The sequence below is a fragment of the Actinomadura chibensis NBRC 106107 genome (assembly GCF_001552135.1).
GTDB lineage: Bacteria > Actinomycetota > Actinomycetes > Streptosporangiales > Streptosporangiaceae > Spirillospora > Spirillospora chibensis.
On the sequence record NZ_BCQP01000024.1, the window covers coordinates 94,896 to 110,511 of the forward strand.

A 15,616-nucleotide genomic window follows, 5' to 3' on the forward strand; every position below is an offset into this window, starting at 1 on the left:
TTCACTCTTCCCGCGTCGTGTCGTCGAGGGTCGCGCCGTCGAGCGCCATGCTGATCAGGCTTTCGGCGTCCATCGCATCGATCGAGTCCCGCTCCGCGCCGCCGTCCGCGGCCTCGCCGCGGCCGGTCGCGCCGGCGAGTTCGAGGAGGCTGTCCAGCAGGCCCGCGTCCCGCAGGCGGCTCAGCGGAACGGCCCGCAGCAGGCCGCGGACCGCCTCCTCGTCGGAATCGCCGCCGTCCTTTTCCGGAACCATTTCGGCGGCGATGTGGGCGGCGAGGACGCGGGCGTTCGGATAGTCGAACACCAGCGTCGCCGGGAGGCGCAGCCCGGTTACCGCATTCAGGCTGTTGCGGAGTTCGACGGCGCTGAGGGAGTCGAATCCGAGCTCCTTGAAGGCTCGTTCCGGTTCGATCGCGCCCTGCCCGCCGTGCCCGAGGACGGCCGCCGCGTGCCCGCGGACGACCTCCAGCAGCGCGTCCTCCCGCTCCGCCGGGGCGAACCCGGCGAGGCGCCGCGCCAGCGCCTCGGCCGCGCCCGCGTCGGCGTCGACGACCCGCCGGGCCGTCCTGCCGATCAGTCCCCTGAACAGGTGGTGCGGCTCGCCGTCCGCCGCGGCGAGCGCCTTGAGGTCGAGGTGGATCGGCACGAGGACGGGGGCGCCGAGCGCGGTCGCCGTGTCGAGCAGCGCCAGCCCTTCCTCGACGTCCATTCCGTCCACGCCGGATCGGGCCGTGCGCTGGGCGCCGGAACCGTCCGCGCCGTCCGCCATCCCGGCGCCGCCCGTGATCCAGGGGCCCCAGGCGAGCGACTGGGCGGGCAGGCCGTTCGCCCGGCGGTGGACGGCGAGTGCGTCCAGGAAGGTGTTCGCGGCGGCGTAGTTGCCCTGGCCGGGAGTGCCGAGCACACCGGCGGCGGAGGAGAAGAGCACGAACGCCGCCAGGTCCATGTCGCGGGTCAGCTCGTGCAGGTTCCAGGCGGCGTCCACCTTGGGGCGGAGGACGCCGTCGAGCCGTTCGGGCGTCAGCGAGGCGATCACGCCGTCGTCCAGGACTCCCGCCACGTGGACGACGCCCGACAGGGAGCGCCCCTCCAGCAGGGCGGCCACCGCGTCGCGGTCGGCCATGTCGCACGCCGCCAGCTCAACGCTCGCGCCCAGCTCGGACAACTCGTCGCGCAACTCCGCCGCCCCCGGCGCGTCCGCGCCACGGCGACTGGTCAGCAGCAGACTCCGCACACCGCGCTCGGCCACCAGATGCCGCGCCACCACCGCGCCCAACGCACCCAGCGCACCGGTCACCAGGACCGTCCCGTCGGCGGGGAGGGGCCTCGGCTCCGCTGGTTGGGCGGACACGCGCGCGAGCCGCATGGCGAACGCCGTGTCCCCGCGGATCGCCACCTGCGGCTCCTTGGCGCCCATCGCGGCGGTCATGTTGTGCGGGTCGTCGAGGTCGGCCAGGACGATCCGTCCCGGGTCCTCCGACTGCGCCGACCTGACCAGGCCCCACACGGCCGCGCCCGCGAGGTCGGTCACGTCCTCGCCGTCCACGGACACCGCGCCGGACGTCGCGACCATCAGGGTGGACGCGGCGAACCGGCCCTCGCCCAGCCACGCTTGGAGCGCGGCCAGCACTTCCCGCGCGGAGCGGTGGACGGCGGCGGCGTCCGTCCCACTCGGCACGGTGAGGACGACGACGTCCGGAACCGGATCGGCGTCGCCCAACTCGTCCCACCGCGCCCAGGTCGGATCGCTGGAGGAGGCGAGCGGGATCGGCGACCATTCCGGCTGGAACAGCGATTCGTGGAAGCCTGGACCGCTCGCGGCCGACAACTGCTCCGCCGAGACCTCCCGCAGCGCGAGCGATCCGACGGCCGCGACGGGACGTCCGGCCACGTCGGCGACCTGCAAGGACACGGCCCCGCCCGGTGTCTGGACGATCCGCACCCGCAAGGAGGTCGCCCCCGTCGCGAACAGTTCCACGCCCGACCACGCGAAGGGCAGGGACGGGCCGTCACCGGCCGTTCCGCCCAGCGCGATCGCGTGCAGGCCCGCGTCCAGGAGGGCCGGGTGCAGCGCGAATCCGTCCGCGGTCTCCGTTCCGGGCAGGGCGACTTCGGCGAACAGTTCGTCGCCGCGCCGCCATGCCGCGGTGAGGCCCTGGAACACCGGTCCGTATTCCAGTCCCGCCATGGCCATGTCGGCGTAGAGGCCATCGGGTTCGAGGGGGACGGCGTCCACGGGCGGCCATTGCCGCAACTCGAATTCGGGCTCGGTTTCGGCGGCGGACATCTGCCCCGCCGCGTGACGCGTCCACGGCATTTCCGTGCCGGTGCGGGAATAGACGGTGACCGTGCGCCGGTCTTCCTGGTCCGCCGCACCGACGACGACCTGCACGAGCGTGTGACCGTCTGGGGGCAGGACGAGTGGCTGTTCGAGGGTGAGTTCGTCGATCCGGCCGCAGCCGACCTGGTCGCCCGCGCGGACGGCCAATTCCACGAATCCGGTGCCGGGGAAGAGCACCACCCCGCCAACGGCATGGTCGGCCAGCCAAGGTTGCGTGTGCACCGACAGGCGACCCGACAGCACCACTCCGTCGGACTCGGGCGAGGTCACCACCGCGCTGAGCAAGGGGTGATCCGCCGATCCCAGGCCCATCGACTCGGCGTCCCCACCGGCCTGCGGAGCCACCAGCCAGAACCGCTCGCGCTGGAACGCGTAGGTGGGGAGTTCGACCAGGCGGGCGGTGTGGTCGGCGAACATCGCGGGCCAGTCGACGTCCGTGCCGTACGCGTGGATTCGGCCCAGGGCCGTCAACAACTGCTTGGCTTCTGGACGATCCCGGCGGAGGACGGGCGCGACGACCGCATCCTCCACGCCGCCGCGCACCATCGCCGTCAGAACACCGTCCGGGCCGATCTCCAAGAACTGGGTCACACCCTGGTCGTGGAGATCGATAACGGCGTCATGGAATCGGACGGCTTCGCGGACGTGCCGCACCCAGTATTCGGCGTCCGGCTGCGCACCCAGGACGGGAATGGTGGGTTCGTTGAAGGTGATGGATTCGGCGACCTGACGGAAGTCGTCCAGCATCGGATCTATCAGCGGCGAATGGAACGCATGCGAGACCCGCAGCCGGGTCGTCTTGCGTCCCAGACCGGTGAAATGGTCGAGGACCCGGGTGACTTCATCTTCGGCACCGGAGACCACGACCGACTCAGGCCCGTTCACCGCCGCGACGCCGACCCGCTCGTTCAGCAGGGGAAGGATCTCGTCCTCGGTCGCCTGGATCGCTGCCATCGCCCCACCAGGCGGCAGCGCCTGCATCAACCGACCCCGAGCCGCCACCAGCTTCGCGGCATCCTGCAACGAGAACATCCCAGCCACATGCGCAGCCGCCAACTCACCAATCGAATGACCCGCCAAGAAATCGGGCCGAACACCCCACGACTCCAGAAGACGGAAGAGCGCCACCTCGACCGCGAACAAGCCCGTCTGAGTGAAGACGGTCTGGTTCAACAATTCAGGCTCGGACCAGACGACCTCCCTCAGCGCCCGATCCAGGAGATTGTCCAGTTCCCCGCACACCGCGTCGAACGACTCGGCGAACGCAGGGAACGCGGCATACAACTCACGCCCCATCCCCACACGCTGCGAACCCTGACCCGAGAAAAGGAACGCCGTCCCGCCCAAAGCGGTCGCGCCGTACTCCACGTCAGGATGCGGTTCTCCCGCCGCGAGGGCCGCCAGCCCTTCCAGGGCGGAATCCCGGTCACCGGCCACGACAACGGCGCGGCGGTCCAAGACGGCACGCGAAGTCGCCAGGGAGAAGGCCACGTCCACTGCGCGCAGTTCCGGCCGAGCGGCCAAGTGCGTGCGCAGTTTTTCTGCCTGGGCCCGAAGGCCCGGTTCGTCGCGTGCGGAGATCACCCAGGGGACGGTCGTCGGCTCGTCCGCCGCCGGGGCATCTGCTTCAGCCTCGACGGCCGTAGGCTCTTCGAGAATGACGTGCGCGTTCGTCCCGCTGATTCCGAACGACGAAATCCCGGCTCGGCGCGGATGACCGTTCTTCGCCCATTCCCGCGTCTCGGTCAGCAGCCGCACGTCTCCCGTCGACCAATCGACGTGCGGGGTCGGCTCGTCCACATGCAGCGTCTTGGGCAGCACCCCGTGCCGCATCGCCTGGACCATCTTGATGATCCCCGCGACACCCGCAGCAGCCTGCGTGTGCCCGATGTTCGACTTGATCGCCCCCAGCCACAACGGCTGGTCCTCCGGACGGTCCTGGCCATAGGTCGCCAGCAACGCCTGCGCCTCGATCGGGTCGCCCAGCGTCGTCCCGGTGCCATGCGCCTCGACCGCGTCCACATCACCGACGCCCAACCCCGCATTGGCCAACGCCTGCCGGATCACCCTCCGCTGCGACGGACCATTCGGCGCCGTCAACCCATTCGACGCACCATCCTGATTCACCGCCGAACCACGCACCACCGCCAACACCGGATGCCCAAGACGCCGAGCATCAGAAAGACGCTCGACCAACAACATCCCCGCACCCTCACCCCACGACGTCCCATCCGCCGACGCGGCGAACGACTTCGCACGGCCGTCGGGAGCCAGTCCGCGCTGCCGACTGAATTCGACGAAGGCCTCCGGCGACGCCATGACCGCGACGCCACCGGCCAAAGCCAGCGAGCATTCCCCCGACCGCAACGCCTGCGCCGCCCAATGCAAGGCAACCAACGACGACGAACACGCCGTGTCCACCGTCACGGCCGGGCCCTCGAACCCGAACGTGTAGGAGATCCGGCCCGAGGCGACGGCTCCGGAATTGCTGTTGTGCGCGTAGTCGTGGTACATGACCCCGGCGAATACACCGGTGGAACTCCCCCGCAGTGAAGAAGGGTCGATCCCCGCCCGCTCAAGCGCCTCCCACGACACCTCCAGCAGCAACCGCTGCTGCGGGTCCATGATCCACGCCTCGTTCGGGCTGATGCCGAAGAATCCCGGATCGAATTCCGCCGCGTCGTAGAGGAAGCCCCCCGCGTTCACATAGCTCGTATGCGGACGTCCCCCTTCGGGGTCGTAAAGGCGATCGACATTCCACCCGCGATCGGACGGGAAGGCCGAGATCCCGTCACGGCCGTCCAGGACCAGCTTCCACAGGCCGTCCGGTGTGGTGACGTCGCCGGGATACCGGCACGCCATTCCGATGATGGCGATCGGTTCGTCGTCCACCGGAGCGCGCGCCGCGACGACCGCACCCGCCGACGCCGACGACGAAGCGCCCATCACCTCATCGACCAGGTACCGGGCCAGCACGACCGGCGTCGGATAGTCGAACACCAATGTCGCGGGCAGTCGCAGCCCGGTCACCTGGTTCAGCCGGTTGCGCTGCTCCACCGCCGACAGCGAGTCGAAGCCCAGGTCGCGGAACGCGCGCTCGGGCTCGACCGTGCGCGGGTCGTCGTGTCCGAGCACCGACGCCGCGTGGGCGCGCACGATCTCCAGCATCGCCTGGAGCCGCTCCGCCTCCGGCAACGCGCCGAGCCGGGCCCGCAGCGCGCCCGCCGTGCCCGTGCCGCCCGTGCCCGCCTTCGCGGCCTGGCGCGGACGCCCGGCGAGGCCGCGCAGCATCGGCGGCAGCGCGTCACCGGCCGCGGCCAGCGCCGCCGGTTCCAACCCGATCGGGACGACCAGGGCGTCGTCGGCGCCCAGTGCCGCGTCGAACAGCGCGAGCCCCCGCTCCACGCTCAGCGGGCGCACCCCGGACCGGGCCATCCGCCTGATCTCGCCCTCCTCGAGCCGTCCGGACATCCCGGTGCCGGACGCCCACAGGCCCCACGCCAGCGACCGTCCGGGCAGCCCGTGCGCCCGGCGGTGCTGGACGAGCCCGTCCACGAACGCGTTCGCGGCGGCGTAGTTGCCCTGCCCGGGCGCGCCCATCACCCCGCCCGCCGAGGAGAACACGACGAACTCCGCGAGGTCCATGTCGCGGGTCAGTTCGTGGAGGTGCCGGGCGCCGAGGGCCTTGGGCGCGAGGACGGCGCGCAGCCGCTCCGGGGTCAGGGACGAGATCACGCCGTCGTCGAGGAGCCCCGCCGCGTGGATCACCGCGCCGAGGTCGCGGCCGTCCAGCAGGGCGGCGACGGCGTCCCGGTCGGCGACGTCGCAGGCCGCGACCTCGACCTCCGCGCCCAGCTCCGCGAGCGCGGCCGACAGTTCCGCCGCGCCCGGCGCGGACGCGCCCCGCCGGCTCGTCAGCAGCAGGCTCCGGACGCCGTGCTCGGCCACCAGGTGGCGTGCCACGAGCGCGCCGAGCCCGCCCGTCCCGCCGGTGATCAGCACGGGTCCGCGCAGCTCCGGCGCCCGCTCGGGCGCACGGCCGCCGCGCAGGAGGCGCGGCGCATGCCCGGTCCCGGAGCGGATCACGAGCTGCGGCTCCCCGGCCCCGGCGGCGGACACGGCCGCCGCCACCACGCCGCCCAGGTCGGAGAGGTCGTCCGCGTCCGCGAGCAGGACGCGGTCCGGGTGCTCCGACTGTGCCGACCGGACCAGCCCCCACACCGCCGCGCCCGCCAGGTCGGTGACGTCCTCCCCGGCCACGGACATGGCGCCGGAGGTGACGACCAGCAGCCGCGACTCCGCGAACCGCTCGTCGGCCAGCCACGCCTGGACGTCGGCGAGCGCGCGGCCGACCGCGTCGACCGGGTCACCGCCCCCGGCACGAAGGACGACGAGTTCCGGCGCCTCGCCCGTTTCCGCGTCCCAGAGCGCCCATTTCGGAGCCGACTCGGAAGAAGAAACGACCGGGCGCCATTCCAGCCGATAAAGCGAATCAGGCGCGCCCGCTCCGGCGGCCGTCCCGGCGAGGCTCTCCGAAGGCACCGGCCGCGACCGCAAGGACTCGACGGACATCACCGGCCGCCCGTCCCCGTCGGCCAGGCGCAGAGCGACCGCGTCCGCCCCGGCCGGGGCCAGCCGGGCCCGGACGGACCGCGCGCCCGACGCGGCCAGCCGCACCCCGCTCCACGCGAACGGCAGCACGGTCCCGCGCGGGTCGCCCTCGGGCGCGGCGACCAGACCGGTGTGCAGGACGGCGTCCAGCAGCGCGGGGTGCAGCCCGAACCCGGTGGCCTCGCCCCAGGCGTCCTCGGGCAGCGTCGCCTCGGCGAACAGTTCGTCCCCGCGCCGCCACGCGGCGCGCAGCCCCTGGAAGACCGGGCCGTATTCGTAGCCCGCGTCGGCCAGCGACTCGTACGCGCCGTCCAGCGGGAGGGGCTCGGCGCCCTCGGGCGGCCATACGGCGAGGTCGAACGCGGGCGCCGGGTCGTCGGGGGCGAGTACACCGGTGGCGTGCCGGGTCCACGGCCGGTCGTCCGGGCCCTCGGCCGGGCGCGAGTGGACGCCGACCGCGCGGCGGCCCGTCTCGTCGGCGTCCTCCACCACGACCTGGACGGTGACGCCGCCGTGCGCGGGCAGCGGCAGCGGGGCGTGCAGGGTCAGCTCCTCCAGCGTGCCGCAGCCGAGCTGGTCCCCGGCCCGGATCGCCAGCTCCACCAGGCCCGCGCCCGGGAACAGCACGTGTCCGAGCACCCTGTGGTCGGCGAGCCACGGCCGCGTGCCGACCGACAGCCGCCCGGTCAGGACGGCGCCGCCCGAGTCCGGCAGCGTGACCACGGCGCCGAGGAGGGGGTGGTCGGCGGGCGCGAGGCCCGTCCCGGACAGGTCCGCGCCGTCGCCCTGGCCCTCCACCCAGTACCGCCGCCGCTGGAACGCGTACGTCGGCAGCTCCGCCGGGACGGCGGCGGGGCGGTCGCCGAAGAGCGCCCGCCATCCGACGTGGACGCCGTGCGCGTGCAGGCGTCCGGCCGCGGCGACGGCGGTGACGGGTTCGGGACGGTCGGCGCGCAGGACGGGCGTGACGACGGCGCCGCCGGACGCGTCGTCCAGCGCCGCTCGGACCAATCCCGCCAGCACGCCGTCCGGGCCCAGTTCCACGAACCGGTTCACGCCCGCGTCGCGCAGCGTCCGGACGCCGTCGTGGAAGCGGACGGTGTCGCGGACGTGCCGCACCCAGTACTCGGCCGTCCCGAGGTTCGCCGCCTCCGCGCCGAGGACGTTCGGGACCACCGGAATGGCGGGCGCGCCATAGCGGACGCTTTCGGCGACCTCCCGGAACTCGTCGAGCATCGGGTCCATCAGCGGAGAATGGAACGCGTGCGAGACGCGCAGCCGCGTCGTCCTGCGTCCCAGTTCCGTGAAGTGCTCGACAATTCGGGCGACGTCGCGTTCGGCTCCGGATACGACGATGGCCTGGGGGCCGTTCACCGCCGCGATTCCGACGTCCCGGCCGTCGACCAGCGGGACGACCTCGTCCTCGGCCGCCTGCACGGCCGCCATCGCGCCCCCGGCCGGAAGCGCCTGCATCAGCCTGCCGCGCGCCGCGACCAGCCGCGCCGCGTCCTCCAGGGAGAGCACGCCCGCCACGTGCGCGGCCGCCAGTTCGCCGATCGAGTGACCGGCGAGGAAGTCCGGCCGCACGCCCCACGATTCCAGCAACCGGAAAAGCGCGACCTCGACGGCGAAAAGGCCCGGCTGGGCGAACTCCGTCCGGTCGAGAAGGGCCGCGTCCGACCAGAGGACGTCGCGCAGCGGACGGTCGAGATGCCGGTCGAATTCGGCGCAGGCCGCGTCGAAGGCTTCGGCGAACACCGGGAACGCCTCATGCGACTCCCGTCCCATTCCGGCGCGCTGCGAGCCCTGCCCCGAGAAGAGGAACGCCGTCGCTCCGGACGCCGCGACACCGCGCGCGGCGTCCGGGCCCGGCTCGCCGCCGATCAGCGTGTCCAGCGCCGCGAGCAGTTCGGCGCGGTCGCGGCCGACCGCGACGGCGCGGTGCTCCAGCAGGGCCCGCGACGCGACGAGCGCGTGGCCGATCTCGGCGGGGTCGGCGTCCGGGCGCGCCAGGACGTGGTCGTGGAGCCGCTCGCACTGGGCGCGGAGGCCGCCCTCGTCGCGCCCGCTGACGACCCACGGGACGACCGGCGGCGCCTCCATCACCGGGGGCGCGTCCTCGCCGCCCGCGGGGGGCGCCTCGATGACCACGTGCGCGTTGGTGCCGCTGATCCCGAACGACGAGATCCCCGCCCGGCGCGGGTGACCGTTCCGCGGCCATTCCCGCGCCTCGGTCAGCAGTTCGACGCGCCCCGCCGACCAGTCGACGTGCGGGGTCGGCTCGTCCACGTGCAGCGTCTTCGGCAGCACGCCGTGCCGCATCGCCTCGATCATCTTGATGATCCCCGCCACTCCGGCGGCGGCCTGCGTGTGCCCGATGTTCGACTTGATCGACCCGAGCCACAGCGGCCGGTCGTCCGGACGGCCCTGCCCGTAGGTCGCGAGCAGCGCCTGCGCCTCGATGGGGTCGCCCAGCGTCGTGCCGGTGCCATGCGCCTCGACCGCGTCCACGTCGCCGACGCCCAACCCGGCATTGGCGAGCGCCTGCAGGATCACCCGTTGCTGCGACGGGCCGTTCGGCGCCGTCAGGCCGTTCGAGGCGCCGTCCTGGTTGACGGCCGAACCGCGCACGACGGCCAATACCGGATGGCCGTTGGAGCGGGCGTCGGAAAGGCGCTCCACCAGGAGCATTCCCGCGCCCTCGCCCCAGGCGGTCCCGTCCGCGGCGGCGGCGAACGACTTCGCGCGGCCGTCCCGCGCCAGCCCGCGCTGCTCGCTGAACTCGACGAACACGTCCGGCGCGGCCATCACCGCGACGCCCCCGGCCAGCGCGAGCGAGCACTCCCCCGACCGCAGCGCCTGCACCGCCAGGTGGAGGGCGACCAGCGAGGACGAGCACGCCGTGTCGACGGTCACCGCCGGGCCCTCAAGCCCGAACGTGTAGGAGATGCGCCCGGACGCCACCGAACCCGAATTGCTGTTGTGCGCGTAATCGTGGTACATCATCCCGGCGAAAACACCGGTCCGGGTTCCGCGCAGCGACGAAGGGTCGATTCCCGCGCGCTCAAGCGCCTCCCAGGAGACCTCCAGCAGCAGGCGCTGCTGCGGGTCCATGACGCGGGCCTCGTTCGGTCCGATGCCGAAGAAGCCCGGGTCGAAGCCCGCCGCGTCGTGCAGGAAACCGCCGGAGTCGACATAGCTGGTGCCGGGGCGCAGGCCCTCGGGGTCGTGGATGCGGTCGATGTTCCAGCCCCGGTCGGCGGGGAACCGCGTGATGCCGTCCGCGCCCGCCGCGACCAGCTCCCACAGCGCCTCGGGCGTGCCGACGCCGCCGGGGTAGCGGCACGCCATCCCGACGATCGCGATCGGGTCGTCGTCCACCGCCGGGCGGACGGCGGACGCCGCGACCGGCACGGCCCGCCGCGCGCCGGAGATCTCGTCCGCGAGGTGGCGGGCCAGCACGACCGGCGTCGGGTAGTCGAACACGAGCGTCGCGGGCAGCCGCAGGCCGGTCACCCGGCTCACCCTGCTCCGCAGCTCCACCGCGGACAGCGAGTCGAAGCCGAGGTCGCGGAACGCGCGCTCCGCGCCCACCGCGTCCGGGCCGTCGAACCCGAGCACGGACGCGGCCTGCGCGCGGACGATCTCCAGCACCGCCGCGCTCCGCTCGTCCTCCGGGAGGACCGCGAGGCGTTCGCGCAGCACCCCGGCCGCGCCCGCCCCGCCGCCCGAGGTCCGGCGGCGGCGGCGCGCGAGGCCGCCGAGCAGCGGCGGGAGCTCGTCGGGGTCCCCGGCGAGGACGGCCGGGTCCAGCGCGATCGGCACGAGCAGCGGCTCGCGCCGTCCGGCGGCGGCGTCGAAGAGCGCGAGGCCCTGCTCGACCGTCAGCGGGCGGACGCCGAACCGCGCGATGCGGCGGACGTCGTCCGCGTCCAGCGCGCCGCCCATCCCCGCCGCCGAGTTCCACAGCCCCCACGCCAGCGACAGGCCCGGCAGGCCGAGCGCGCGCCGATGCTGGACGAGCCCGTCCAGGAACGCGTTCGCGGTCGCGTAGTTGCCCTGCCCGGCCGAGCCGAGGATGCCCGCGGCGGAGGAGAACACGACGAACGCCGACAGGTCCATGTCGCGGGTCAGCTCGTGCAGGTGCCACGCGCCGAGGGCCTTCGGGGCGAGCACCGCGTCCAGCCGCTCCGGGGTCAGCGACGCGAGGACGCCGTCGTCCAGCACGCCCGCCGCGTGCACGACCGCCGACAGCCGGCGGCCGTCGAGCATCGCGGCGAGGGCCGCCCGGTCGCCGACGTCGCAGGCCACGGCCTCGGCCTCGGCGCCCAGTCCGGCGAGGTCGGCGAGCAGCCCGGCGGCGCCCGGCGCGTCCGCGCCGCGCCGGCTCGCGAGCAGCAGCCGCCGCACGCCGTGCACGGCGGCGAGGTGGCGGGCGACGAGCGCGCCGAGGCCGCCCGTCCCGCCGGTGACCAGCACGGTGCCCGTGCCGAACGGCTCGTCGGCGCCGGTCTCGGGGGCGGCGGACGTCCGGGTGAGGCGGGGGACGTACGCCGTCCCGCCCCGCACCGCGACCTGCGGCTCGCCGGACGCGTGCGCGACGGCGGCGGCGACGTCGTCCGGGTCGTCGGTGTCGACCAGCACGACGCGGCCCGGGTCCTCGGACTGGGCCGTGCGGACGAGGCCCCACACCGCCGCCGCGCCGAGATCGGTGACGTCCTCGCCGGCCACGGACACCGCGCCCGACGTGACGACGACCAGCGACGACGCCGCGAACCGCTCGTCCGTCAGCCACGACCGCACGGCCGTCAGCGCGCGCTGCGCCGCGTCGCGCGGCTCGGCCGCCGCGACCGACAGGACGACGGTCTCGGGAACCGCGTCGCGGGCGTCGTCCCAGAGCGCCCAGGAGTCAGCGGCGGGCGTCCCGGTCGATGGCGCGGTGATCCATTCCAGGGCGAACAGGGAGTCGGACGCCGCGTCCGCTCCGGTGGCGGCGAGACGCCCGGCCGGGACGGGGCGCGAGATCAGGGAGTCCACCGCCGCCACGGGGCGGCCGGAGTCGTCGGCGAGCCGCAGCGCGACGCCGTCGTCCCCGGCGGGCGACAGCCGCGCGCGCAGCGCCGGCACGCCCGACGCGTAGAGGCGGACGCCGGTCCACGCGAACGGCAGGACGAGGTCGCCGTCGCCGTCGCGGGACACCGCGCCCGCGTGCAGGACGGCGTCCAGCACGGCCGGGTGCAGGCCGAAGCGGGCGGCGTCGTCCCAGGCGTCCTCGGGCAGCGCGACCTCGGCGAACAGCTCGCCGCCGCGCCGCCACACGGCCCGCAGGCCCTGGAACACGGGGCCGTAGTCGTAGCCGGCTTCCGCGAGGCGCTCGTAGGCGTCGTCCACCGGGACGGGGACCGCCCCCTGTGGCGGCCACGCGGCGAGGTCGAAGTCCGGTTCCGCCGCGCCCGGCGCGAGGAGGCCGTCCGCGTGCCGCTCCCAGATCTCGTCCTCGCCCGCCCGCGAGTAGACGCCGACCCGGCGGCGGCCCGCGTCATCGGGGCCGTCCACCACCACCTGGACGGCCACGCCGCCCCGCGCGGGCAGGACGAGCGGCGCCTGGAGCGTCAGCTCCTCCACCGTGTCGCAGCCGACGTGGTCACCGGCCTGGACGGCGAGCTCCACGAACGCGGTCCCGGGCAGCAGCACCGCGCCGCCGACCACGTGGTCCGCGAGCCACGGCCGGGTCGCCGGGGACAGCCGCCCGGTCAGCACGGCCCCGCCCGTCTCCGGCAGGGTCAGCCGCGCGCCGAGCAGCGGATGGTCGGCGGGGCGGAGCCCGGCCGCCGCGACGTCGCCGGGCCCGCCCGTGCCCTCCAGCCAGTAGCGGCGGCGCTGGAACGCGTAGGTGGGCAGCTCCACGTGCGAGCCGCCGCGCAGCAGCGGCTCCCAGTCGACGGCGGCGCCGCGCGCCTGGAGGCGGCCGAGCGCGGCGACCAGCTCGGCGGCCTCCGGCCGGTCGCGGCGCAGGACGGGCACGACGAGCGCGCCGTCGCCGGGGTCGTCGAGGCAGGTCTCGGCCATGGCGGCGAGGACGCCGTCCGGCCCCACCTCCACGAACCGGGTCGCGCCGGCCTCGCGGAGCGTCCGGACGCAGTCCCGGAAGCGGACGGCCTCGCGGATGTGGCGCGTCCAGTGCCGGGCGGTCCCGATCTCGTCGGCCTGCCGACCCGTCAGGTTCGAGATGACGGGAATGGCGGGAGCGCCGTAGGAGATGCCCTCGGCCACCTCTTCGAATTCGGCGAGGATCGGGTCCATCAGCGGGGAGTGGAAGGCGTGCGAGACGCGCAGCCGGGCCGTCCGGCGGCCGAGCGCGGCGAAATGCCCGACGATTCCGGCCACGGCCTTCTCCGCGCCCGACACGACCACCGAGTCCGGGCCGTTGATCGCGGCGATGGCGGCGAGCGCCGGGTCCAGCAGCGGGACGACGTCGTCCTCGGCGGCCTGGATCGCGGCCATCGCCCCGCCCGGCGGGAGCGCCTGCATCAGCCGTCCCCGCGCCGCGACCAGCCTGGCCGCGTCCTCCAGGGAGAACACGCCCGCCACGTGCGCGGCGGCCAATTCACCGATCGAATGCCCGGCGAGCAGGTCGGGCCGGACGCCCCACGATTCCAGCAGCCGGAAAAGCGCGACCTCGACCGCGAAAAGGCCCGGCTGGGTGAACGCCGTCTGGTCGAGCGATTCGGGGTCGGACCAGACGACGTCCTTCAGCGGACGGTCGAGATGCCCGTCCAGCTCGGCGCAGACCGCGTCGAACGCCTCGGCGAACGCCGGGAAGGCGGCGTGCAGTTCCCGGCCCATTCCGGGACGCTGCGATCCCTGGCCGGAGAACAGGAACGCGGTCAGGCCCGTCCCGGCGACGCCCCGCGCGCTCCCCTCCGAGGCGCCTTCGGCGAGCGCGTCCAGTTCCGCCAGCAGTTCGTCGCGGTCGCGGCCCACCACGACCGCGCGGTGCTCCAGCAGCGCGCGGCCCTTCGCCAGCGAGTACCCCACGTCGAGCGCTTCCAGGTCGGGACGCGCCCGGACGTGCCCGCGAAGCCTGTCGATCTGGTCTTGGAGCGCGGGCTCGTCGCGCGCGGACAGCACCCACGGGATGACCGGCGGGGCCTCCGCCGGGCGCTCGGCGGGGTCGGGGGCGGGCGCCTGCTCGATGATGACGTGCGCGTTCGTCCCGCTGATCCCGAAGGACGACACGGCGGCGCGGCGCGGCCGCCCGTCCGCCGGCCACTCGCGCGCCTCGGTGAGCAGTTCGACCCGTCCCGCCGACCAGTCGACGTGCGGGGTCGGCGCGTCCACGTGCAGCGTCTTCGGCAGGACCCCGTGCCGCATCGCCTGGACGATCTTGATGATGCCCGCCACCCCGGCGGCGGCCTGCGTGTGCCCGATGTTCGACTTGACCGATCCCAGCCACAGGGGCCGGTCGTCGGGGCGGTGCCTGCCGTACGTGGCGAGGAGGGCCTGCGCCTCGATCGGGTCGCCGAGCGTCGTGCCCGTGCCGTGCGCCTCCACCGCGTCGATCTCGTCGGCGGTCAGGCGCGCGTTGTCGAGGGCCTGCCGGATCACGCGGCGCTGCGCCGGACCGTTCGGCGCGGTCAGGCCGTTGGACGCGCCGTCCTGGTTGACCGCGCTGCCGCGCACGATCGCCAGCACCGGATGCCCGTTCGCGCGGGCGTCGGACAGCCGCTCGACCAGCAGCATCCCCGCGCCCTCGCCCCAGGCCGTGCCGTCGGCGGCGGCGGCGAACGCCTTCACCCGCCCGTCGGCGGCGAGCCCGCGCTGCCTGCTGAACTCGACGAACGTGTCCGGCGTCGCCATCACCGTGACGCCGCCCGCCAGCGCCAGCGAGCACTCCCCCGACCGCAGCGACTGGACGGCCCAGTGCAGCGCCACCAGCGCGGACGAGCACGCCGTGTCCACCGTCACCGCCGGGCCCTCGAAACCGAGCGTGTAGGAGATGCGGCCAGACGCGATGGCGCCCGTGCTGCTGTTGAACGCGTAGTCGTGGTAGTTCACGCCCGCGAACACGCCGGTGGGGCTGCCGCGTAGGGACGACGGGTCGATGCCCGCCCGCTCCAGCGCCTCCCACGACACCTCCAGCAGCAGGCGCTGCTGCGGGTCCATCGTGAGCGCCTCGTTGGGGCCGACGCCGAAGAACGCCGGATCGAACTCGCCCGCGCCGTGCAGGAAACCGCCCCGGTCGACATAGCTCTTGCCGGGACGCCCCGGCGTGGCGTCGAAAAGCCCGGCGTCCCAGCCGCGGTCGCCCGGGAAACGGGACACGCCGTCCCGCCCGGCCGCGACGAGTTCCCACAGTTCCGCGGGCGAGGCCACCTCGCCCGGAAAGCGGCACGCCATTCCGACGATCGCGACCGGCTCCCGGTCGCGCGCTTCGAGTTCGGTGACGCGGCGGCGCGCCTCACGCAGATCTTTGGTCGTGCGCTTGAGATAGTCGAGAAGTCTTTCCTCATCGCTCATCTCGGCCACCTCACTCAGTATTGGAAAGGCGCGAACGTTCGCCATAAAGCCACTATTGGGCAATCAAAACGCACGTTACCGAACGGCGGTGAGGGGTCTCTACCCTTACCCACCCCTACCCCTGCTCGCGGTACCGGGGCCCGC

At 74.1% G+C, this 15,616-nt stretch carries 1 protein-coding gene; it reads right to left on the minus strand.

The features are described 5' to 3' along the window. Position 1: 1 nt before the first annotated feature. On the minus strand, positions 2-15,472 hold the full coding sequence (locus ACH01S_RS45945; RefSeq protein ID WP_083980686.1) for a type I polyketide synthase: 15,471 nt from the start codon (positions 15,470-15,472) through the stop codon (positions 2-4). Positions 15,473-15,616: the final 144 nt, after the last annotated feature.

Coding starts and splice junctions, on each gene's coding strand:
- ACH01S_RS45945 (WP_083980686.1), bottom strand. CDS start 15,472: ATGAGCGATGAGGAAAGACTTCTCGACTATCTCAAGCGCACGACCAAA.